This is a genomic window from Rhizobium sp. Root1334, assembly GCF_001426665.1.
In the GTDB taxonomy this organism is placed as follows: Bacteria; Pseudomonadota; Alphaproteobacteria; order Rhizobiales; family Rhizobiaceae; genus Pararhizobium.
This window is the reverse complement of the sequence record NZ_LMEY01000031.1, coordinates 37,966-59,453: the sequence shown is the minus strand read 5'-3', so window position 1 is coordinate 59,453 and position 21,488 is coordinate 37,966. Positions and strand designations below refer to the sequence as shown.

The window sequence follows — 21,488 nt, the reverse complement described above, 5'->3', positions numbered from 1 at the left end:
TTACTTCTGGGCGAGCAGTTTGTCGAAGAGCGCCTGGTCGTAATCCGAGTAGATGTAGCCGTCTGCAGGGAACTGATCGGCGCGGGCGAGGTAGCTGTCGATCGTGCTGTCGTCGATGACCGGCAGCGGTACCTTGATGAAGGCCGGCACGTCCTTGCCTTCCAGCGCCTGCACGGCCGTATAGACCGAGAGCGCACCGAGCCAGTTCGGCTGCATAGTTGCCCAGCCCTTGAGGCCTTTCTCCTTCCAGAGTTCCAGGAACTGGCGGGCATTTTCACCCGTCACCGGCACCTGCTCACGGCCCTGGCGATCGAAGGCCATGATGGAGCCGGCCGAGATTGCGCCGCCAAGCGACAGCACGCCGTCGATTTCCGGATTGGCGAAGAGCAGGCTGGTCATTGCTTCTTGCGCGGGTGCTGCGTTGTATTCCGTGTTCGTCTCGGTAATGATTTTCAGATCCGGATTGGCATCGAGCACCGGCTGGGCGCCCTTGCGGCGGTCGTCGCTGACGGAAATACCGGCCGGGCCGTTCATGACGATGATCTTGCCCTTCCCGCCGAGCTGGTCGGAAAGCCACTTGGCAGCGCCAGCGCCCCATTCGCCGGAATCGGTGTTGATCTTCGCCGTCACCTTGTCAGTGTTGACAAGGCTGTCGAAGTTGACGATGGCGATGCCCTTGTCGCAGGCGTCCGAAATCACGCGGTCAAGCGCATTGGACGAACCGGCGATGACGACGATGGCATCGACATTGGCGTCGATCATCGACTGGATGTGCTGGATCTGCGTCTGCGCATTGCCCTGCGCGTCGGTGATCATCAGGTCCTTCACGAGACCCGCCTTCTTCAGTTCCTCCACTTCGGCGGCAATCGTGCCCTCCGTCTGCTTCATCCAGGTCGGCACCGAATAGATGTTCGCCCAGCCGACCGTATAGGGCGCCTTGCGATCACCCTTGATGCAATTGGCGGCGGCCGATGCCGTGCCGGCCGAAAGCGCCAGCAGGCCCATCGCCATGGCGGCGCCTGCGAAGAGGCGGCTGCGTAGCGAGGCGGACGGGTTGTTTTCAAAAGTCTTCATTGTAGTTCCCCTTTTTTGTAGGCGGCAGCAGAACCGGGCTTGCCATCCGTCAATGTCCATTATAATGTACATATGATCTAAATATTGGACGTCGCGATCTTATGCTGATTTTTGCCGCCCGCAAGAGGGGCTGCAAAATTTCGTTCAGGCGTTGCGAATGCGCGGGTTGACAGATCGGCTGGCTCACATGACAAGCTTGACCGACGACACGCAGGGAATGGGACGATGGATTCAATTGCCGACGATGCAGGGGGAAAGCGGGCCCGCGGGCTCGATCGCGCCTTCGAAATCCTCGATTTCCTGCGGCAGAACCGGCGAGCGCTTAAGCCGAACGAGATCGCCGCTCAAATCGGCGCACCGCGCTCATCGGTCTACGAGTTGGTCAACCTTCTGCTGCGCAATGGTATCCTCGAATTCACGGGCGGCGACGGCCGCGTATTTCTAGGCCGAAAGCTCTATTTCCTAGGCGCGGCCTATGAGAACCATTTTGACTTCACTCGCGAATGCGAGAACGCACTGGAGTGGCTTGCTGGCGAAACGCGCGAGACGGCGCAGTTCTGCATGCTGGATGGCAACAAATACATGGTCGTGCGTGTGAAAGAAGGCGCTCGCCCATTTAGAATCGCGACAGATGTGGGGCGCTTGATACCCATCCCGTGGACGGCCTCGGGGCGGCTTCTCGTCAGCCATCTCAGCAATGAAGAGATTCTTGCCTTCATCCCGAAATCGGATTTCCGGCTTCCCAATGGCGAATGGCTCGAACCGCAAACGTTTCTGGCGGAAGTGCGCCAAGCCGAGAAGGACGGATTTTTTACCTTCAACAGTATCGTGGACAGTTTCACGCACTGCTTTGCGGTCCCCCTGAAGGACGAAAGCAAACATCCCGTCGCTACACTATGCTTGGTGACGCCACGGGATGATGGTCTTGCCAACCGGGATCACTATCTCAGTTGCCTGATGAAGGCGGCAGTTTCCCTGCGCGATGCGACGCGCACACAACCCTCTTAGGACTGCTGAAAAGATAGATACGAAAAGACAAGGACCGAGCCATTGAGAAGCGCAACATTTCGAAAAATTACCGCCATCGCCTGCGTCCTGATCGCCGCCGTGTCTCTGGTCAGCTGCGCGCGGAACTCCTGCCGGGATTGGCCAGGAACATGTATCATTCAATAAAGAATAGTGCTGTCGTGGGCGACATTACGCTGTCTGCGGCTTACCAATCTTCATTGATCAGAAGCCATTGGGACATTTCCCACGACCGATGGAGACGGGGCGTCACCACAATATCTGCCGTTGTTGTCTTTGATTGATGAGGCCGCGTGCGATTTTTTGAAATCTTGTTTCGACCTCAAAAAATCGGAATTGCGATCTATGTTCTCAAATGAGCGCAATTCCGCTTTCGTGTCGTCAAGTTTTTCGGTAGCGTAACGACGCTCTTAATGGGAGAAGTAGCGTAATGGCGCTTGATATTGCGAAAGAACTCGGTTCGCAGCTGCAGACGACCCGTAAAGCAAGGGCGATGACGCAGCCGGATCTTGCGCAGCGCGTGGGCCGGGACCGTGCGCGGATTTCCGAATTGGAACGAGATCTCGTTCATAGCCGCAAGGGCAAGGACCGATTGACCCTTCTTCTCGACTGTTGCGACGCTTTGGGTGTCATGCCGCTTCTGGTGCCGAAGGAACGATATGCGGATGTAGCGGAGTCTTTAGCCCCGAGACGGGCCTCGTCAAAAAGGGGTGATGAGCACAACGAAACGTTCGAAAACCTCTTTGTTGATCTTTCCGATGACGAGGAATCTTGATGGCGAAGGAGAGTGCAGTTTTAGCCGTTAGGCTGGTTCGGCCCGACCAAAGTATGGTTCGCGTCGGTACACTTTCGCGCGACAGCACCGGCGCGTCCGCCTTCTTCGTGGACGAAGCATATTTTCGCGATGACCAGCGGCCAATTGTAAGTTTAAGCTGGTATGTCCCCGGCGACGAAGAAGCGACCCGTAGGCGTTTGGCTGGTCGCGGTGACAAAATCGGTCTCAATGGCTATCTGCCGCCATGGTTTTCCGGCCTATTGCCCGAAGGCGCACTGCGTGATCTCGTCATGAGTGAGATGGGACCTGGCGATCACGACCAGTTCGATCTCTTGATCCGTCTCGGGGCAGATTTGCCGGGAGCAATTATTGTCACGCCTGAAACAGCGGTGCCCTCGTCTGTTGGTCCGATCGAAGTTCAAAGTATCCGCGGCGTGGCCGCCCCTTTGCCTGAAGGAGCCGTGAAATTTTCCTTGGCTGGCGTTCAACTCAAATTTTCGGCAATTGCAGATGGCGATCGGCTCACTGCGCCGGGGCGCGCCGGCGAAGGCCGGTGCATTTTGAAAGTACCAACGAAGCAATATCCCGGTCTTCCAGAGGCCGAGTATGCCGCGATGACCGTCAGCAAAATGCTCGGGATTGACACGGCAAATTGTCGCCTAACGTCGACCAAGAATATCTACGGCATAGATGAGAGGCTTCTCAGCGAGGGGGAAAACGCCCTTGTCGTCGATCGCTTCGACAGGCCTGGTGCAGAGCAACGCATTCATATGGAGGATGGTGCTCAAATCGTGGGTGCGGTAGGGGAGCGGAAATACACCATGGCGACCTATGAAACGATGCTGAACATGATAAAGCGCTTTAGTACGGACTGGCGTGCTGACGTCCTTGAGGGGTTTCGCAGGATGGTTGCCGATGTCCTCATTGGAAACGGTGACAACCACCTGAAAAACTGGTCTTTTATTTTCCCAGCACCGGGCGTGGTACGGCTGTCGCCGGCTTACGATATCGTCCCTACAGTCTTGTTCGCCCCTGGTGATCGGCTCGCATTGAAAATGGCGGGAACTTACGATTTTTCCAAGGTCAGCCTGCATCGTTTTCGCCGGATTGCCGACTTCCTGGAGTTGGAACCGGACTGGATCGAAAAAGAAATCAAAAAGTCGGTGAGGATAGCTCTCGACAACTGGCCTGATATGCTGAGGACATTGTTGCCGATAAAGGCCGCGGAGAACCTGTTATACAGAATGAACCAAATGCCGTTAGTCGCCGAAAGCAAGTCGTAGGCTTACCGCAGGAAGAACTCCCTTTGCCAGCTCTCGATCGGAGCGTGCTCGAATGGAGCGCGTCTTACTGGCAATGCCCCAAGGGGGCACCCGGTTGGAATGTTGGCGCAAGCTCGGCCTGCTGGCCACCGCCGGCGTTGAAGCCCGCCCGTTCCCGAAAATGGAACCTGCCGCAAACGCGTTCAGCCACTCATAGTTGCCTGCAGTCGCGGCGTCTCCACTGGAGAAAAACCGAAACGCTTCTTATAGCAGGTGGCAAAGTACTGGCTGGACGAGAATCCGCAGTCGAAGGCGACGTGGGTAACGGATTGCTGACCACTCTCGAGCAGTTGGCGTGCCGCCGTGAGTCGCAGCATCTGCAAATAGCGAACAGGCGTCATGTTGGTTAGTACCTGGCAATGCTGGGTGAACTGGGTGCGTGAGAGATTGCACTCGGCCGCCATGTTCTCCAGCGTCCAGTCTTCGTCGAGCGCGTGTCGTAGTCGTTTCAGGAAAATCTCCACGGTGCGTTTCGAGCTCGCAAGGGCAAGGTCCAGCACCGGCGACTGGCTTTCCAGCATCTGGCGGAACTGCAGCAGCATCATCGAGATCAGCAGGCGCAGCCTCGCTTCGCCGCCCTCGATGTCGCCGCCGGCGACCACCTCGTGAATCTCCAGGAAGGTGCGCGTGACGTCGCGTGAAGCGAGATAGGAAATCTGCTCGTTTTTCGACAGGAGTTCGCTCAGCCTTTTGCGATCCCGCTCCGGCCAGCCGATCCAATCGGGCCATAGCCAGGTCTCGTGCGGGCGGCGCACGCCCATATCCATCAGGACCCAGATGATATGACTGGCGCCGATGGTCGGGTCGCCGAGCGCATGCAATTGCCATGGCCGCACGACGAACATCTGGCCTTCGTTGAGCGTGGTTTTACGGCCATCCATCGTGACGGTCAGCGAACCGCGCGCCAGATAAGCGATCTTGACACCCTCGTTGCAATGTTCGCGCAGGCCCCAGTCCTGCGGCGTCGTCGCGTCCCAGCCGCCGACAGAGCAGACTTGTGGCAGCGCCTTGCCGAGGTCCGTCCCCGGATAACCTCGCCTCGTCCAGGCATTGAGCGCGACCTGTCCGGCAAGCGACGCCTTCATCAGGTCCTGGCAGTTGCCGGCATAAAGCAGGGCGCCCGGCTCACGGAAAACAGCGGGCCGGCCGACGGCCCGTTCGTTGTTGGCTTTGTTCATCACTCTCCTCCGCCGATGTTCAAAATTTACCACTCCTCTATTTCGAACGCGGGCAACGATTTATTGCGCAATACTTGACCATCATCAAGTGACAAATCGAAGCACTGATGATTTGCCGTTGAAACTCAATGGCATGGAGGGGAAACAGGGAGGATTTGCCGGTGCGGATAGGCTTCCACACGGACGCGTTCAATTCGGCCTACTGGTCGTTCGAAAAATGCTTGCAGTGGGCGAACGACAACGATGTGCACTTCATTGAGTGCGGCCTGATCGACGGCGTGAGCTGGATTCACGGCCTCGGCTACCAGCCGCATGTCGCGCTCTACGAAGACCCCGCGCTGCTTCGCCGCAAGATGGACCGATACGGCGTGCGCTTCTCCCAGGTCGATGCCGCCTATCCGCTTTCCGGCGAGGACGGTCCGCTTAGGGGTGTACCCTATGTGCTGAAATCGATCGCCTGGGCCGCGCAGGCCGGCAGCCCTTGCGTCGACACGACGGATGGGCTTCACATGCCGGAGGGCTTGAGCGAAGAGGAATCGATGGCGCTGATGAAGCGCAGCTACGAGAAGATCATCGAGGTCGCGGAGGCACACGAGATCATCGTCAATATCGAGCCGCACGGGCATTTCACGACACGCCCGGAATTCATGGCACGCATGCTGGACTTCGTCGATTCGAAGTGGCTGCGTATGAACATGGATACCGGCAATACCTTCATCGCCGGCCAGGAGCCGACCGAGTTTCTTCCGCGTTTCATCGACAAGGTCAGCCATGTCCACGTCAAGGACGTGTCGCAATCGCTGGCAGATGCGGTGCGCGGCGGGCTGACCGGCATTGCCGTCAGCCATTGCGCGCTCGGCGACGGGGTCAATGCCGACAATATCAGGGCCTGCCTCGCCCAACTGCGTGACCATGGCTATGATGGCGTGCTCAGCCTTGAATGCGAAGGGGCGGCGGGGCCGATGATCGAGAAGTCGCTGGCCTGGATCCGCGCCACTTGCCGTGATCTCGGCATCAAGCTGCATTGAGCGCGCCATGAAACTCGGCATCAACCTTCTGTGCCTGACGGATTTCGTCGAGGACAGTCATTTCGATAGCATCGGTCGGCTGCGCGATCTCGGTTACGACGGCGTTGAGGTGCCGGTCCTCAAGGGCGAGGTCGCTCACTACGAGCGCCTGGGCAAAAAACTCGATGCCCTCGGTCTTGGCCGCTCGACCACCTCGATCGTGCCGACACCGGGGGCCAGTCCCATCAGTGGCGATGCCGAGGTTCGGGCGCGCGGGCTTGCTCATCTCGACTGGGCGCTCGATTGCGCCATCGCGCTCGGCGCTGAAAGCATGGGTGGGCCTTTTCATGCGCCGATCGGCGTCTTCACGGGCACCGGCGCCAGCGAGGACGAGTTAAAATACGGTGCGGATGCACACCGCGCGCTGGCCGAGCGGGCAGCTGCCCACGGCATCTATCTGAGCCTCGAGCCGCTCAACCGTTTCGAGACCTATTATCTCAACACGATGGAACAGTCCCGCGCCTATGTCGACCGGGTCGGGCATCCCGCCTTCAAGATCATGTACGACACGTTCCATGCCAATGTGGAGGAGCGCCGGCAGGAAGAGGCCATCCGGCTGATCGGCCCGGATATAGGCGTTTTCCATGTGTCGGAAAACGACCGTGGCATCCCAGGGCGGGGGCACATAGACTTCGCGGCGATATTCACCGTGTTGAAGGAAATCGGTTATGACGGTTGGTTGACGCTTGAGGCCTTCGGGGCCGGCCTGCCGGCGATTGCGGCGGCGACCCGCGTCTGGCGGCCGCTGTTTCCGGATTTCGAGACGCTTTTCTCCGAAAGCGCAACGTTCATTCGCAAGACATGGGCAGCAGCATGAGCAATCCCGCAATCGAGATGCGCGGCATCACCAAGAGTTTTCCCGGTGTGAAGGCGCTGAAGAGCGTAAGTTTTTCCGCTTATCCGGGCGAAGTGCATGCGCTCGCCGGTGAAAACGGCGCCGGCAAGTCGACGCTGATGAAGATCCTCTCCGGCGTCTACCGGCTGGATGGCGGCGCCGTGGTCGTCAGCGGCGAGGAACGGCATTTCACCCACCCGCTGGAGGCGATCCGCGCCGGTATCGCCGTGATCTACCAGGAATTCTCGTTGTTGCCCGAGCGCACCGTCGCACAAAACATCTTTCTCGGCCGCGAGCCGACACGGTTTGGCCTGATCGACCACAAGGCGATGAACGCGGAGGCACGGCGCGTGCTGGCGCTGTTCGGCTCGGCGCACCGGATCGAGCCGGATACGGTCGTGGCGGACCTCGATGTCGCGAGCCAGCAGCTGGTCGAGATCGCCAAGGCAGTGTCGCTCGATGCGAAGGTTATCGTGATGGATGAGCCGACCGCGGCGCTCAACGAGGCGGAATGCGAGGTGCTGTTCGGCCTCGTCGACACGTTGAAGAAGCGGAATGTCGCGATCATCTATATTACCCACCGCATGCGCGAGATCACGCGGCTTGCCGACCGGGTGACCGTTCTGAAAGACGGCGAGACGGCCGCGAGCTTCGATCATGTGCCGGAACCCGATACGATCGTGCGCGCCATGGTTGGCCGCGATATAGGCGATTTCTATGCGGCACCTGCGACACCGCAGGAGATCGGCGACGTCGTGCTGTCCGTGCGCCATGCCGGCAACGACCGGCTGAAGGATATTTCCTTTGAGCTGAGCGCCGGGGAGATCGTCGGTTTTGCCGGATTACAGGGGGCAGGGCGGGTGGCGCTCGCCCAGGCCATCTTCGGTTTTTTGCCCTTCACTGAGGGCGAGGTTTTGCTTGCCGGCAATCCGGCGCTCTTCACCAATCCACGCGACGCTATCCGCGCCGGTATCGGCTTGCTTCCGGGCGATCGCAAGGCCGAAGCGCTGGTGCTGATGCAGTCGGTCGCGGATAATGGTTTGCTGACGGCAAGGGCACTTTCCGGGCTCGCCGGCAGGGCCGATGCGACGCCGTTTACCTCAGCTGAAGAGATGAACAAGCTGCTGCACGATCTTGATGTCAGGGCCGGCAGCTTCTCCCAGGAGATCAAGGCGCTTTCGGGCGGCAACCAGCAGAAGGCGATTGTGGCGCGCTGGCTGGCGCTGGCACCGCGGCTGTTGATTTTCATTGAGCCGACGCGCGGCATCGATGTTAATGCCAAGGCCGGTATCTATCACCTGATGCGCGATCTCGCGCGCAAGGGCACGGCGATCATGATGGTGTCGTCCGACCTGCCGGAAGTGCTGGGCGCTGCCGACCGCATCCTGGTGATGCGCGCCGGCGAACTCGTGGCCGCATTCCCGCGCGGCGTGTCGGAGGCCGATGTCATGCTCGCGGCGACCGGCGAAGAGGCGGTGGCGGCATGAACACGGCGACCCTCACCAAACGTCCCGCCTGGCGCATGGAACGCTATGCACCGGCTTTGCTGCTTGCAGCAGCGCTCGCCATCTATATCGCGATCGCGCTCGGCCTCGGGCTCACGCGCTTCCTGACGCCGGAAGCGGCGGTCTCCATCCTCAACCGCTCCATCGCGCTCGGCATCACCGCCGTCGGCCAGACCTTTGCGATCCTCGTCGGATCGATCGACCTGTCGGTGGCGCATCTGATCTCGGCGTCTGCTGTCGTCTCCTCGGCGATCATGAACGGCGATCCGGCGATGATGGTACCTGCCGTTCTCGCTGTGCTGCTGATGGGTGCAGTGGTCGGCACACTCAACGGGCTGATGATCACCAAACTGGAGGTCAATCCGCTGATCGCGACGCTCGGCATGGCATTGATCATCCAGGGCTGCCTCGCCTCGTTCCATGGCCGGTTCGGCGGCTCGGTGCCGGATGCGTTCCAGTATTTCGCCTATGGCGAGGTGATCGGGCTGCCGGTCAGCCTCATCGTGCTGGTGCTCCTCGTGCTGGCGGCCTGGGCCGTGCTGCGCTTTACCCGCTTCGGCTCGAACATCTATTCGGTCGGCGGCAATCGCGATACGGCGCGCGCTGCCGGCATCAAGACGACGCGGGTGGTGATGGCAAGCCACATCATCTGCAGCCTCTGCGCCTCACTCGCCGGCCTCTATCTCGCAAGCCGTCTGAAATCCGGCTCGCCGTGGATAGGCACGGAAGGCGCCTATGACCTCGAGTCGATCGCGGTGGTTGTCATTGGCGGTACGATCCTGTCCGGCGGCAAGGGTGGAATCTGGGGTACTGTCGCGGGCGTCATCATCTTCTCGCTGATCGATTCGATCTTCAATCTCGCCGGCGTCGATGCCTTCGCCAAGCAGGTGATGCGCGGCATCATCATCGTCGCCGCCGTCGCTTTCTACGCCGTACGTTCGAAGAGGATAGTGGCATGATCCAGGAAACCGTCGGTTCCGCAAAGGCGCCCGGCGCGACGAACAGCGGTCGTCTGCCGAAGATCAATCCCGTCTTCTTCGTGCTCGCAGCGCTGCTTGTCGCCATCACGCTGTCCAACCCGAATTTCGTCGAGCCCACGGGCTACATGAATTTCCTGAAGCGGGCCGCACCGCTTGCGATCCTTGCTGCCGGTCAGATCTACGTCATCGTCTCCGGTGGCTTCGATCTCTCGGTCGGCTCGGTGATCACGCTGACGGTGGTCGGTTCCTCTATGCTGCTCAACAACAATGCCGATGCGACCTGGTGGGTAATCCCGGTCATGTATGCCGTCGGGCTTGCCGTCGGCGTGGTCAACGCCCTCGTTGTCAGCTATCTGCGGGTGCCCTCGCTGATTGCGACGCTCGGCATGATGATCACGCTGAATGGCGCGGCGTTCATGTGGTCGAGCGGTTCGCCGCGCGGCTACCTGCCCGATACGTTCCGCTTTTTCGGGCGCGTGAACATTCAGGGCATTCCGCTCATCCAGTTCCTGCCGGTCGCATTGCTCGTGCTTGTCGTGGTCGGCCTCTGCCTGTTCTGGCTGATGCACCGCACCAATCTCGGGCGTCTGTTGCATGCGATCGGCGACAATCCGCGCGCGGCACAGATGTCGGGCGTTCCCTTGGAGCGGGTACGCATCATCGCCTTCGTCGTCTCGTCGCTAAGTGCCGTAACGGCTGGCATCCTGCTTGGCGGCTTTGCCGGTGTCTCGACCGATGTCGGCGTCGGCTACGAATTGCAGGCGATCACCGCCTGCGTCATCGGCGGGGCGCAGCTTCTCGGCGGGCGCGGCTCGGTGCCGGCCTCGATTGCCGGCGCGCTGACGCTGACGGCGATCTTCACGCTGCTCAATTTCATCGGCTTGCCGAAACCGGTGCGCGACGTCGTGCAGGGCGTGATCCTGATCGTCGCCGTCGTGCTTGCCACCTACCGGCGCAACCGCGCCGGCCGGACCTGAATTTCGCCGGCCGCCGGCCGCCGGGAGGAACCTGACCATCATGATCAAATGGGAGTGAGACATGAAAAAACTGCTGACCGCCGCCCTTTCTGTTGCCCTGCTTGCCAGCACGGCACAGGCCCAACAGCTGAACTTTGACGACCCCGCGGAATTTGCCCGCCAGCGCGAAATGCTGACGGCAAAAGCCAATGGTCCGGAGGGGGAGCCATGGGTGCAATATTACGGTGACCAGATGGCCGACACCACGCAGTACAAGAAGGAAGGCCCCTACACGATCTGCTTCTCGAATGCCGGCGTGAACAATGCCTGGCGCGTGACCGGCTGGACCAATATGCAGGCCGAGGTGAAGCTGCATCCGGAGATCAAGGAGCTCATCCACGTCGATGCCGAAGGCTCCGACGACAAGCAGATTTCCGACATCGATGATCTGATCAACGGCGGCAAGTGCTCGGCGCTGATCGTCTCGCCGAACACCACGGCCGCACTGACGCCTGCCGTCGAAAAAGCCTGTGCGCAGCTGCCGGTCATCGTCTTCGACCGCGGCGTCAACACCAAGTGCCCGGTGACCTTCATCCATCCGGTCGGCGGCTACGGTTTCGGCATCCAGGCTGGCGAGTTCGTGGCGTCCACCGCACCGGCCGGCGCGAATGTCCTGATGCTGCGCATCGTGCCCGGCGTTGACGTGCTGGAGACCCGCGCTTCGGCGGCCAAGCGCATCTTCAAGGAGAAGGGCCTGAACGTCATCGGCGAGGAGTTCACCGAGGGCGACAACGCCAAGACCAAGTCCATCGTCGAGGACTATCTGCAACGCGGCTCGATCGATGCGATCTGGATGGATGCCGGTGCGACAGCGGTTGCCGCACTGGAGGCCTTCGAGGACTCCGGCCTGCCGCTGCCGATTATCACGGGCGAGGACCAGCAGGACTTCCTGATGAAATGGAAGGCAGAGGGCTTCAAGGCAATCGCGCCGACCTATCCGACCTATCAGTGGCGCACGCCGGTCATCGCGGCGGTCAAGGTGTTGAAGGGCGAGGCGGTGCCGGGGCCAGAATGGGTAATGCCGCAGCCGGCGATCTCCGCCGAGACGCTTGACCAGTATGTGAACGACAAGATGCCGCCGCTGCACCACGCGATGTGCGGCTGCGAAAAGCTGCCCGACTATCCGGCAGCCTGGGGCGGGAAGTAACGACAATCTTCGAGCCGCGCGTTCCGTGCGGCTCGATCCCCCACGTGCAGTCACGCCTGCTCTGAGCCCAATCAACATTTTGCCAACATGCAACACGCACTGTAGTCACAAGATCCCTTCAAATCTTCACAGAGATACAGTCGGCTGGCCACTTCGATCGGCTTATCTCCAACGGCCGTCCGTTCTTGTCGATATTGCGTCCTTCAAGAACGATCAGAGGCTGACCCCGCTGCATGCATAACAACTGGATTTCTTCTTTCTCCGGAAGACGGCACGTCATTGTGGTGTCGCTGCGCTTATAATCCTCGATACCGTACTCCATGAACAGACCGCTGACGCTTCGTACGGATCTTACCTTCTCGTCGAGACCAGGAAAACGGCTGGCAGGGACGGTGTGATGGGCGAGGCAAATCGGTGTGCCATCCAGCACGCGCAGGAGCGTAAATTCGAAAACCCGCTCTCCTCGCTGCAAGGAAAGACTGCTCCAGATTGCAGGGGTGCCGCGCTTTTCTTCAAAGTCGATCAGGCGGATATCGGCCCCCTCACCTCTACCGCGCACCATGTCTGACCAGCGCGTGCGGCTCTTGATACGGTAGTCGAGTGTCAGGCGGCGTACGAACATGCCACTCCCATGCCGGGTTGTGACGAAGCCCTCCCGCACCAGCGTCTCGATGGCCAGCCTCACGGCATGACGGTTCGCGCAATAGTCGGCGGCAAGTTGCCTCTGTGAGGGCAGGCGATCACCGGCCATCAAAACGTGCGAGCGAATGCGCCGGCGAATATCGTCGGCTATCCGCGCAAAAGATTGCCCATCTTCAGGATCATCGTTCCGGCCGAGGCTCACGGCTGTATGGTTGCTACCTGTCATATCGCCCAATTAGAGATTGGGCGTGAATGTCTTGTGACATTAATGCAATCGGAACATGGAGGCCTGCGCTTGTCACGGGATTGTCATTGGCGAGGCGATTAGTTCACCGGAGGCCTTCCACAGATTGGTCGCCAGCATTCAGGCAAGGGCGACATACGTAGAAGAGCCTCGTTCGGCATCAGCGCTGTGGCAAAGCTGGTTCACTAGAACTGGACACCAGACGTGGCGCCGATCCATCGAGAAAATCTATGGTAGCGATAGATATATAAGATTTGTCTATCTCAAGCCAACCAAGCGACAATGGGACCATGTTGAAGTGGTCGATGGAGGTCAGAGCATGCACAGCATAACAAAGAGAGATTTCTTGCAACTCATTGGCGTGGGAGCCTCGGCTCTTGCCGCTTTTTCGCTGATCGGAAGCTCTGCCGCCTATTCAGCGCAATTGCCGGCCTGGGCCGCATTGCCGGAGGAGGCCGCGCCGAAGACCGGAGGTAAACTGGTCTACGGTCAGACCTATCCCAACTGGGCAGTCGGTACGTCCGATAACGGCCGGCATCCGCATTTCTGGATCGACTTGCTAACCCGATCGATCTGGAATTGCCTGCTTTGGGTCGATCACGATTTCAACTTGCAGGGAGAACTGGCCGAGAGCTGGGGCCCTACGGACGATACGCTCACGGTGTGGGACTTCAAGTTGCGCGAAGGGGTCACTTTCCACCACGGTAAGGAAATGACATCGGAAGATGCGGTTGCGTCCATCAATGAGCACATTGCGTTGAAGGGTAGCTCATTCCTCAACAAGTGGTTTGCAAAGGTCGAAGCGCAAGGCAAATACGGACTGCGATTCACGCTGAATGCGCCCTATGCGGAATTCCCCTACGCGTTGGCGGAGTATCGCCTGACGATCGGGCCGGCCGCGGCCTCTGGTGCGATTTTAGCAGACGGCATCGGCACCGGGCCGTTCAAACTCGTGCAAGTCGACAACCGGCGTGGCTTTCAAGCCGTCCGAAACGAGAATTACTGGCTTAAAGGCCGCCCTTTCGTTGATGAGTTGGAAGGTTATGTCGTTAATTCGCAGACGGCCATCAACGGCTTCCGGTCTGGGCAATTCAATGTGGTCTTCAACATCGATCCAACGACGGCCGGCCAATATGAAAGCTCTGGCGGTCTGGTTCACAAATCCAAGGGCGGCGATCAATTTCTCATCAGCCTGCCCAAGAACCTTGATCTGGTATGGAACGACCCGCGCATCCGCGAGGCGATCAGCCTCAGTATCGACCGCGATGCGATCAACACGATCGTCTACAACGACCCTGGCTCCTGGGTCGGCAACGATACACAGATGTCTGGCTTGAACCACGAGTTTCTGCCGCGGGAGAAGCCATACGATCTTGAACGCGCAAAACAACTTCTCGCAGAGGCGGGGCACCCAAACGGGCTGGATCTTCCGACGATCGTCTTCTGCCCCTCCTTCCCCGAGGAGCCGCGCGTCATGGCGGTGGTGGCAGAATCACTCAAGAAGGCCGGGATCAACGTCGAGATCAGAGAAATGCCGTGCGACGGCTTCAGCGCGTATACCGTCCAGGTCAATGCACCGTTCGGCAGACCTGCGCGTTCGCTCGTGGGTCCTCGCAATCCCGCCATCAATCTCGGACGTCTCGTCACCAATGACAGCGAGGCGGCTGCTTGGACGGGAGCCAAGGCCGATGCGTTCAAGAAGCTCTATGCAGAGACGATCGCCGAGCCGAGCGCTGAAAAGCGAGTCGAAATGTACCGTGAATGCCAGCGTATCGCTCAGTCGGATACACCTGCCATCGTGCTGGGAGGACGGCGCAACATGCTGGCGCATGCGCCTGGCGTGAAGAATATCAAGTCGCATTCGCAAAACTGGGGCAGCCGTTTCGACGATGTGTGGATCGAGTCCTGAAATTAGAGAGGCGCGCCCCGGTGCGCCTCTCATACTCATCGGGAGGGAACTGCATTGATACAAATTCTTGAAATGATGGGCCGGCGTTTGCTGATGTCGTTCTTCATCTTGAGCTTCACGGCGCTGATTGTCTTTCTGGGAACCGAGGTGCTGCCGGGCGATGCGCTCACAGCGACAATTCCGGCTGACGAACTGGCGTTCATGCCGGCGCAGCAAATTGAGGATATGCGGCGAGAGTTGGGGCTCGACCGCTCTATCCCCGTTCGTTTCCTGGAAGTCTGGACGCGTCTGATGACGTTCGATTTCGGCACGACCATCATCAAGCGTGAACCGGTGTTCGACCGTATCATGCACCCGATGGTGAACTCGGCGATCCTGGCCGGAGTGGCATTGATCGTCATGTTGGTGATCGTCATCACACTTGGTGTGCTTGCCAGCTTCAAACCGGGCGGACGACTGGACAATGCCATCAGCACGACGACACTTTTTACCTATTCGATGCCCGACTTCGTCGTCAGCAACATCTTTGTCATCGTATTCGCCGTCTGGCTGGGTCTCTTGCCGGCGGTAATCCTCGCTCCCACCAACGCGCCCAAGTTGACCATTCTGGCTGCCGCCATCCTGCCGGTTATCGCGCTGTGCGTGCATGGGGCGGCCTATCAATTCAGGCTGTTACGAGCCGGCATGATGGAGGCTCTCAACAGCGACTATGTCGAGCGCGCAAGGTTGGCGGGCATTCCGACATGGCGCATCAGCATCATGCATGCCCTGCCATCGGCCATGATCCCGATGCTCAGCGGCACGGCCACCTTCGTCGCAGGGCTGCTTTCCGGCTCGGTGGTGGTCGAGGCGGTATTCAAATATCCGGGGGCGGGGGGCGAACTGCTGCGCGCGATCTCGCAGCGCGAAATACCGACGGTTCAGGCGATCGCCTTTCTTGCGGCACTCGCGGTGATCGTTGCCAACCTGATCGCCGATCTGGCGATCCTAGCGCTGGACCCGCGCGTCCGCACGAGGTTTCAAAATGGCTGATATTTCGCTCTTTACACGACCACCCCAGCCGCGAAGGGTTTTCCGGTCGCCGCGCCTGCGCCGCGCATTGTCGGAACCGGCGGTGCTTCTCGGACTAATTCTGGTCGTGGCACATCTTCTGATCGCGCTACTTGCGCCGCTGATCGCTCCGCATGACACGAGTGCACTCGTGGGCGCCCCCTTGCAACGGCCATCTTGGGATTTTCTGATGGGTACCGATCAGATCGGCAGAGACTACTTTAGCCGCATGATCGCGGGCGGCCGCATCGCCCTGTTTGTATCGTTTCTTGGTGTGACCATCGCATTGGCGGTCGGAACTGTGCTCGGCATGGTCGCCGGATATCTAGGCGGCCGCACGGATGAAATCATCATGCGCATCGTCGATGCCATGATGGCCATTCCGGATCTGATCCTGATCGCCATCCTGACACTGGCTCTGGGCAAGGATATTGTTTCGCTGATCCCGGTTGTAGCTGTCGTTTACACCTGGGGCGTCGTACGCGTCGTTAGAGCCAAGACGATCAGCCTGGCAAGCCTGGACTTCGTGCGCGCCGCAGAGCTTCGAGGCGAAACACGCTTCGCGATTCTGATGCGTGAGATTTTTCCGAACCTGATCAGTTTATTGGGCGTTGAACTCGCAGTTCGTGTTTCCTCGGCCGTTCTGCGCATCAGTGCCTTGTCCTTCCTGGGGCTGGGCATCAGCCAGCCGACGCCGGATTGGGGCCTTATGGTTCAAGAAGCCATGGGCGTCGTTTTCACCGATCCGTGGTTCCTGCTTCTCCCGGCGATCATGCTGTCTAGCCTCATCATCGGCGTCAACTTCATGGTCGACGGTTTTGCGCGCGCCTTCGGCATCGCAACGGCGGAGCTCGGTTGACATGAATCAGATTCCTCACATTGAAGTGCGCAACCTCACGCTTGTTTACAAGACTGGGCCCACCACCGAGTTGCCAGCTGTCGATGACGTCAGCTTCTCGATCATGAAAGGCTCAACGCTTGGCATCGTTGGTGAGAGCGGCTGTGGAAAGTCTTCGCTCTCTCGTGCCTTTCTCGCCTATACTCGACCGGGTGCCCGCATCGCGCAGGGTGCAATCACTGTCTCCGGCGCGGACATTTTCAATCTGGGCAATTCATCCCTGCTCAAGTTCCGCGGTGGACAGGCCGCGATGGTGCCTCAAAATCCCCTGTCATCCCTGACGCCGCACCGCACGATCGGTGAGCATCTGACGGAGCTCGTCAGACAGCACAATGCAGCGGGTGGGCTGCCGGTTAAGAACAAAGCTCTGGATATTTTGGCCGACATGGAACTTCCCGATCCGGCTGCTATCTTCGATCGCTATCCGCACCAGCTCTCTGGTGGGCAGCGGCAACGCGTTGTCATCGCCGCTGCGCTCGTTGCCGAACCTGAACTGATCGTACTCGACGAACCGACCACTGCGTTGGACAAGACGGTGGAATCAAACGTTCTCGATCTCATCAGCCGGCTGCAGAAGCGCACCAAGACAACGCTGATCTATGTCAGTCACGATCTCAATGTCGTTGCGCGCATGTGCGAGCGGGTGCTCGTTATGCAAGACGGTAGGGTTGTTGAGGACGGCCCGACATGGGAGGTCTTCAACAATCCCAAGACTGAATACGCAAGAGCCCTTATTTCGGCCATTCCCAAGCTAAAGTCGGATGCGCGGCCGGAGCCGCTGACCGTAGCGAGCGAAGCGCGGGTGCTCACCATACGGAATCTGGACTTCACCTATGGCGCCAGTCGCCCCAATGTCCTCCGTCGCATCTTGCGGCGCCCGGCGGCAGCGTCGACGCTCAGCGATATCTCCCTGTCAATTTCTCCCGGTTCTACGCTCGGCATTGTCGGTGAGTCAGGCAGTGGCAAGTCAACACTTGCCAGCCTCGTCGCCGGCCTGGTTGACGGCAATGGCGGTAAGATAGTCTTCGATGGCAAGCCGCTTTCTGGACTTGCCGTCGACCGCAGCCGTGAGCTCCGCCGGCGTATCCAGATGATCTTCCAGGATCCGGCCTCATCACTGAACCCGCAGCATACCGTCGAGGAAATTGTCTCCCGGCCCTTGCAGATGTTCTTCGGGATAACGCGTGCGGCCTGTCGCGATCGTGTTGTTGAGTTGCTCGAGGAACTCGATCTCAACGCGGGCCTTCTCGCACGTTCTCCGCGCCAGTTGTCTGGAGGCCAGCAGCAACGTGTGGCAATTGCCCGAGCCTTTGCCTGCAAGCCAGACCTGGTTTTGTGTGATGAGGTTACGTCCGCACTGGATGTGACTGTTCAAGCCCAGGTGCTGAAACAGATGAAACGGCTTCAGCGCGAGCACAACACCGCCTATCTGTTCATTTCGCACGATCTACCGGTCGTTGCCGACATGTCGGATCAGATTCTCGTCCTCGAAAAGGGTGAGATTCGCGACTATGCCGATACCGGCACGATCCTGACCAACCCGAATTCCGCCTATACCCGCAAACTTCTGGAGGCGTTCTCAAGTGCTTCCATTCACACTACGCAAAGGACTTCCAAGCATGTCAGTTAACGCATTCTCCGCCCCAGGGAGCTTCTTCAAGGGCAATCTCCACACGCATTCGACGCGCTCGGACGGCATGATCAGTCCTGAGGAGGTGTGCAGGCGCTACAGCGAGCGGGGTTATGACTTCATCTGCCTGTCGGATCATTTCACCCATCACTACGACTATCCGATTACCGACACCACGCCATACCGCACCAACGGCTTCACGACGATCCTCGGTGCGGAATGCCACGCAATGGGGACTGAAGGCGGAGAGCATTGGCACGTGCTTGCGGTCGGGCTTCCGCTGAATTTCGCACCGAATATGCCCGATGAGACCGGGCCGCAGATTGCCCAGCGTTGCCTCGACGCCGGCGCTTTTGTGGCAATTCCGCATCCGGAATGGTACGGACTGACGGTTGCAGACGCCCAGACAATCCCCGGAGCACATGCCGTTGAGGTTTATAACCATACCAGCCAGGTTCGACAGGCCCGCGGTGGCGGTGCCTATTACCTTGATGACCTGCTTAAATCCGGGCGACGGATCAATGCACTGGCTGCCGACGACGCGCATTGGGTCGTAAAGGATGATGAGAACCGCGACGCCTTCGGTGGTTGGGTGATGGTAAAGGCAGAGCGAAATGAGCCCGAGGCGTTGCTGGCGGCGCTGAAGGAGGGTAACTATTATTCGACACAGGGACCTACGATTAAAAATATCAGCCTCGACGGCGAGACCGTGGAAATCGAATGCTCATCGGCAATTCAGATCATGGTTGTGGGGCGCGGATCGAAAAACGAAGCAATCTCCGGTGCTGAGATCACGTCAGCGCAGTTCCCATTGAAAAAATTCATCGGTGATTGGTGCCGTGTCATGATCATGGCAGCCGATGGAAAACTCGCCTGGTCCAATCCCATTTATTTGTAAAACCGAAGACACGCGCGCCGCTTGGCCTTCAAACCGGCCAGCGGCGCACGTCAAACAGGATTGGCTGGTGAAACCCCGTGCCGAGGGAGGGTTGCTTACCCATACCGCGCTGGGTCGCAACGGTGCAGCGTCATAGAACAGTGGCAAAGAAAGCCTTGATTTTGCGCGACCATTGCCGCTCGCGCAGGCAGGCAAGCCGGTATTCGGTCTTAACGTCGACATCCGCGATCCGAATGGCCTTCAATCTTGGATGCGAGACAAATTCGAAATCCGCGACAACGCCGATGCCGAGACCGCGTTCCACGGCCTTCCACACTCCTTCGCGGCTACCGATCTCAAGAAACGGATTGATCTCGATATTTGCGCTTTCGGCCGCGGCCTCAAGAGCGCGGCGGGTGGTGGACCCTGTTTCCCGCAGGATCAGAGGTTGTCCGACGAGTTCGCTTATGTTGATTTCATCGCGTTGATACCAGGGGTGCTCGCAGCAGACGAAGACGACGACTTCATGTGTGCTGAACGGGATTGAGTGAACGCGGGGATCCTCGACGATATGCGCCAGAATGGCGACGTCGGCCTCAAGGTCGATGATGCGCGAAAGCGTAAGGTCCGAGTTCCCGAGCAGCATCTTGATATTGAAAAGGGGATACTGCGAAAGGAAACGTGCCACCATTTCCGTGGCGTGAAACGGACCGACTGCTGCGATCTTCAACTGCCCCGTCATTAGGTGCCCGCTGCTCGAAAGCAGCTCGTCGGCCTCCTCGTGGAGTTTCATAATCCGGGCACTGATTTCGAAGAGTGATCGCCCCGTTTCCGAGAGCTCTACACGGCGGCCCTGCCGCAAGAACAGCTCGACACCATAGCGCTCTTCCAGCTCCTTCACTTGCGTCGTCACCGTCGGTTGGCTGACACGCAATGCCTTGGCGGCAGCCGTGAAGCCACGATGCTCGGCAACCGCATGAAAGGATCGAAGGTGCGTGAAAACAATAGCCATGTGAAACAACGTCATATGTTTGCGGAGGGAAAACCGACAAATCAGCATCCTCAGTATGACTGGCACCCGGCCTTTCGTCCATAGGTTTTGTATATGGAAATCCAATAAACTACCAATTGGACAAATGATAATCGTGGCGCTTCAATAGGTGGGACAAAAGCTTGTGGGAGATTTTCGCCATGTCACAATCCTGGAAATACCTCAATCCCGTCAATGTGACGTTTGGGGTGGGAGAGGTCGCTTCTCTCAAGGAGACAGTAAGGGGGCGGAAATACTGCCTGCTGACCTACAATGATCACCCGTTCTTCGATCACCTGGTCGATCAGGTCTCGCTGAGCGCTGGAGAACCGTCGGTAATTGTGCGCGACGTGGAGCCCAATCCAAGTTTCGCAGGGTTGCGGACGGCATGCCGTTCCTTTGGCGCCTGCGAAAATACACCGGAAGTCATTGTTGCGCTCGGTGGTGGTTCCGTCATCGATACCGCAAAGGTTCTTGCCGCGTCCGGCAAAGACTTCGCACGGGTTCAGGCCTACCTCGAAGGCCGTGCGGGCGCCGATACGCTTTTCAATGTACCCATTATCGCGGTTCCGACGACAGCTGGAACCGGAAGCGAGGTTACCTGCTGGGCAACGGTCTGGGATACGGAAAACAAGAAGAAATACTCTCTCGCCCGACCGAATCTTTATCCGGAACATTCGATCGTCGATCCACAGTTGACCCTTCAGGTGCCGCATTCTCTGACGCTCAGCACCGGCTTGGATGCCCTGTCGCATGCTCTCGAAAGCATCTGGAACGTCAACGCCAATCCGGTTTCGACAAACCATGCTGTTCGTGCTGCAAGGGAGATCATCGCAACCCTGCCGGCGTTGCTGCGCAACCTTCAGGACATCAACCTGCGCGAGCGTATGGGACAGGCGAGCCTGTTTGCAGGGCTGGCCTTCTCCAACACCAAAACCGCGCTCGCCCATTCGCTGTCCTACTATCTCACCCTTCATCACGGGACGGTCCACGGGATTGCCTGCTCCTTCAGCCTGCCGGCGATCTTGCGCAGTGTGATCGGCAAGAACGCCGCCTGCGATGCGGCTTTGATGCAGATATTCGGAGACGATCTCGAACAGGGGGCGACGGGTCTCGAGGCATTCCTCGCCGATCTCGGGGTTTCGACGCGGGCGACCGATTACGGCGTCACACACGAAAATTGGGTCGATGCAATCAACGATGCACTGTTGGGTGAACGCGGCCGCAACTTCATTGGCAGCCGCGAGGCAGTTCTCGCCAACGCCGCCTAAGGAGACGATCTC

Annotated in this window: 19 protein-coding genes; 15 read left to right on the top strand and 4 right to left on the bottom strand. The window is 59.0% G+C overall.

Annotated features, from left to right (window positions below; genetic code table 11):
- Positions 1-1,074 carry an ABC transporter substrate-binding protein gene (locus ASD36_RS28415; RefSeq protein WP_060509414.1) on the bottom strand — a complete coding sequence of 358 codons (1,074 nt, stop codon included), beginning with the start codon at positions 1,072-1,074 and terminating at the stop codon, positions 1-3.
- Positions 1,075-1,299: 225 nt separating this feature from the next.
- Here ASD36_RS28415 and ASD36_RS28410 point away from each other — a divergent pair, with 225 nt between their 5' ends.
- From ASD36_RS28410 to ASD36_RS28400, 3 genes are all read left to right on the top strand, one after another.
- On the top strand, positions 1,300-2,082 hold the full coding sequence (locus ASD36_RS28410; protein ID WP_060509412.1) for an IclR family transcriptional regulator: 783 nt from the start codon (positions 1,300-1,302) through the stop codon (positions 2,080-2,082).
- Positions 2,083-2,530: 448 nt separating this feature from the next.
- The gene (locus ASD36_RS28405; protein WP_060509410.1) at positions 2,531-2,875 is read left to right on the top strand and encodes a helix-turn-helix domain-containing protein; all 345 of its coding nucleotides are present in this window, start codon (positions 2,531-2,533) and stop codon (positions 2,873-2,875) included.
- Positions 2,875-4,158 carry a type II toxin-antitoxin system HipA family toxin gene (locus ASD36_RS28400; protein ID WP_060509408.1) on the top strand — a complete coding sequence of 428 codons (1,284 nt, stop codon included), beginning with the start codon at positions 2,875-2,877 and terminating at the stop codon, positions 4,156-4,158. Before ASD36_RS28405 ends, ASD36_RS28400 begins: the two co-directional genes overlap by 1 nt.
- 182 nt (positions 4,159-4,340) lie before the next feature.
- On the opposite strand, the gene ASD36_RS28395 is transcribed toward ASD36_RS28400, so the two are convergent.
- Complete coding sequence (locus tag ASD36_RS28395) at positions 4,341-5,375, bottom strand: AraC family transcriptional regulator (RefSeq protein ID WP_060504091.1); 1,035 nt, start codon at positions 5,373-5,375, stop codon at positions 4,341-4,343.
- A gap of 161 nt (positions 5,376-5,536) precedes the next feature.
- Here ASD36_RS28395 and ASD36_RS28390 point away from each other — a divergent pair, with 161 nt between their 5' ends.
- The 6 genes from ASD36_RS28390 (at position 5,537) to ASD36_RS28365 (ending at position 11,925) form a co-directional block, all read left to right on the top strand.
- Positions 5,537-6,403: a sugar phosphate isomerase/epimerase gene (locus ASD36_RS28390; RefSeq protein WP_060509406.1), complete on the top strand. Its 867-nt coding sequence runs from the start codon at positions 5,537-5,539 to the stop codon at positions 6,401-6,403.
- 7 nt (positions 6,404-6,410) lie between these two features.
- A complete protein-coding gene (locus ASD36_RS28385; protein WP_060509404.1) occupies positions 6,411-7,259 on the top strand; it encodes a sugar phosphate isomerase/epimerase family protein in 849 nt (282 codons plus the stop codon).
- Positions 7,256-8,764 (top strand): sugar ABC transporter ATP-binding protein, encoded by a 1,509-nt coding sequence (locus tag ASD36_RS28380; RefSeq protein ID WP_082562868.1) that lies wholly within the window; start codon positions 7,256-7,258, stop codon positions 8,762-8,764. The genes ASD36_RS28385 and ASD36_RS28380 overlap by 4 nt, the downstream gene beginning before the upstream one ends.
- Complete coding sequence (locus ASD36_RS28375) at positions 8,761-9,741, top strand: ABC transporter permease (RefSeq protein ID WP_060509401.1); 981 nt, start codon at positions 8,761-8,763, stop codon at positions 9,739-9,741. Before ASD36_RS28380 ends, ASD36_RS28375 begins: the two co-directional genes overlap by 4 nt.
- Positions 9,738-10,739, top strand: coding sequence for an ABC transporter permease (locus ASD36_RS28370; RefSeq protein WP_060509399.1), 1,002 nt, complete (start codon positions 9,738-9,740; stop codon positions 10,737-10,739). The genes ASD36_RS28375 and ASD36_RS28370 overlap by 4 nt, the downstream gene beginning before the upstream one ends.
- Before the next feature lie 61 nt (positions 10,740-10,800).
- Positions 10,801-11,925, top strand: a complete 1,125-nt coding sequence (locus ASD36_RS28365) for a substrate-binding domain-containing protein (RefSeq protein ID WP_060509397.1) — start codon at positions 10,801-10,803, stop codon at positions 11,923-11,925.
- Positions 11,926-12,043: 118 nt separating this feature from the next.
- Here ASD36_RS28365 and phnF read toward each other — a convergent pair whose 3' ends face one another.
- Complete coding sequence (gene phnF / locus ASD36_RS28360) at positions 12,044-12,793, bottom strand: phosphonate metabolism transcriptional regulator PhnF (RefSeq protein ID WP_060509395.1); 750 nt, start codon at positions 12,791-12,793, stop codon at positions 12,044-12,046.
- 124 nt (positions 12,794-12,917) lie between these two features.
- Here phnF and ASD36_RS28355 point away from each other — a divergent pair, with 124 nt between their 5' ends.
- The 5 genes from ASD36_RS28355 to ASD36_RS28335 are packed head-to-tail and all read left to right on the top strand — an operon-like array spanning position 12,918 to position 19,196.
- Positions 12,918-14,720, top strand: coding sequence for an ABC transporter substrate-binding protein (locus ASD36_RS28355; RefSeq protein ID WP_162252468.1), 1,803 nt, complete (start codon positions 12,918-12,920; stop codon positions 14,718-14,720).
- A 54-nt stretch (positions 14,721-14,774) separates the two neighbouring features.
- The gene (locus tag ASD36_RS28350; protein WP_156393928.1) at positions 14,775-15,752 is read left to right on the top strand and encodes an ABC transporter permease; all 978 of its coding nucleotides are present in this window, start codon (positions 14,775-14,777) and stop codon (positions 15,750-15,752) included.
- Positions 15,745-16,629, top strand: coding sequence for an ABC transporter permease (locus ASD36_RS28345; RefSeq protein ID WP_060509389.1), 885 nt, complete (start codon positions 15,745-15,747; stop codon positions 16,627-16,629). The genes ASD36_RS28350 and ASD36_RS28345 overlap by 8 nt, the downstream gene beginning before the upstream one ends.
- 1 nt (position 16,630) lies before the next feature.
- Complete coding sequence (locus tag ASD36_RS28340) at positions 16,631-18,298, top strand: ABC transporter ATP-binding protein (protein WP_060509386.1); 1,668 nt, start codon at positions 16,631-16,633, stop codon at positions 18,296-18,298.
- The gene (locus tag ASD36_RS28335) at positions 18,288-19,196 is read left to right on the top strand and encodes a CehA/McbA family metallohydrolase (RefSeq protein WP_060509384.1); all 909 of its coding nucleotides are present in this window, start codon (positions 18,288-18,290) and stop codon (positions 19,194-19,196) included. Before ASD36_RS28340 ends, ASD36_RS28335 begins: the two co-directional genes overlap by 11 nt.
- Positions 19,197-19,326: 130 nt before the next feature.
- Here ASD36_RS28335 and ASD36_RS28330 read toward each other — a convergent pair whose 3' ends face one another.
- Complete coding sequence (locus ASD36_RS28330; protein ID WP_060509537.1) at positions 19,327-20,187, bottom strand: LysR substrate-binding domain-containing protein; 861 nt, start codon at positions 20,185-20,187, stop codon at positions 19,327-19,329.
- A 179-nt stretch (positions 20,188-20,366) separates the two neighbouring features.
- Between ASD36_RS28330 and psrA the strand changes: the two genes are divergently transcribed.
- Complete coding sequence (psrA, locus tag ASD36_RS28325) at positions 20,367-21,476, top strand: iron-containing alcohol dehydrogenase PsrA (RefSeq protein ID WP_060509382.1); 1,110 nt, start codon at positions 20,367-20,369, stop codon at positions 21,474-21,476.
- Positions 21,477-21,488 lie beyond the last annotated feature (12 nt).

Coding starts and splice junctions, on each gene's coding strand:
- ASD36_RS28400 (WP_060509408.1), top strand. CDS start 2,875: ATGGCGAAGGAGAGTGCAGTTTTAGCCGTTAGGCTGGTTCGGCCCGAC.
- ASD36_RS28370 (WP_060509399.1), top strand. CDS start 9,738: ATGATCCAGGAAACCGTCGGTTCCGCAAAGGCGCCCGGCGCGACGAAC.
- ASD36_RS28385 (WP_060509404.1), top strand. CDS start 6,411: ATGAAACTCGGCATCAACCTTCTGTGCCTGACGGATTTCGTCGAGGAC.
- phnF (WP_060509395.1), bottom strand. CDS start 12,793: ATGACAGGTAGCAACCATACAGCCGTGAGCCTCGGCCGGAACGATGAT.
- ASD36_RS28345 (WP_060509389.1), top strand. CDS start 15,745: ATGGCTGATATTTCGCTCTTTACACGACCACCCCAGCCGCGAAGGGTT.
- ASD36_RS28330 (WP_060509537.1), bottom strand. CDS start 20,187: ATGGCTATTGTTTTCACGCACCTTCGATCCTTTCATGCGGTTGCCGAG.
- ASD36_RS28340 (WP_060509386.1), top strand. CDS start 16,631: ATGAATCAGATTCCTCACATTGAAGTGCGCAACCTCACGCTTGTTTAC.
- ASD36_RS28365 (WP_060509397.1), top strand. CDS start 10,801: ATGAAAAAACTGCTGACCGCCGCCCTTTCTGTTGCCCTGCTTGCCAGC.
- ASD36_RS28380 (WP_082562868.1), top strand. CDS start 7,256: ATGAGCAATCCCGCAATCGAGATGCGCGGCATCACCAAGAGTTTTCCC.
- ASD36_RS28410 (WP_060509412.1), top strand. CDS start 1,300: ATGGATTCAATTGCCGACGATGCAGGGGGAAAGCGGGCCCGCGGGCTC.
- ASD36_RS28375 (WP_060509401.1), top strand. CDS start 8,761: ATGAACACGGCGACCCTCACCAAACGTCCCGCCTGGCGCATGGAACGC.
- ASD36_RS28395 (WP_060504091.1), bottom strand. CDS start 5,375: ATGAACAAAGCCAACAACGAACGGGCCGTCGGCCGGCCCGCTGTTTTC.
- ASD36_RS28415 (WP_060509414.1), bottom strand. CDS start 1,074: ATGAAGACTTTTGAAAACAACCCGTCCGCCTCGCTACGCAGCCGCCTC.
- ASD36_RS28335 (WP_060509384.1), top strand. CDS start 18,288: ATGTCAGTTAACGCATTCTCCGCCCCAGGGAGCTTCTTCAAGGGCAAT.
- psrA (WP_060509382.1), top strand. CDS start 20,367: ATGTCACAATCCTGGAAATACCTCAATCCCGTCAATGTGACGTTTGGG.
- ASD36_RS28405 (WP_060509410.1), top strand. CDS start 2,531: ATGGCGCTTGATATTGCGAAAGAACTCGGTTCGCAGCTGCAGACGACC.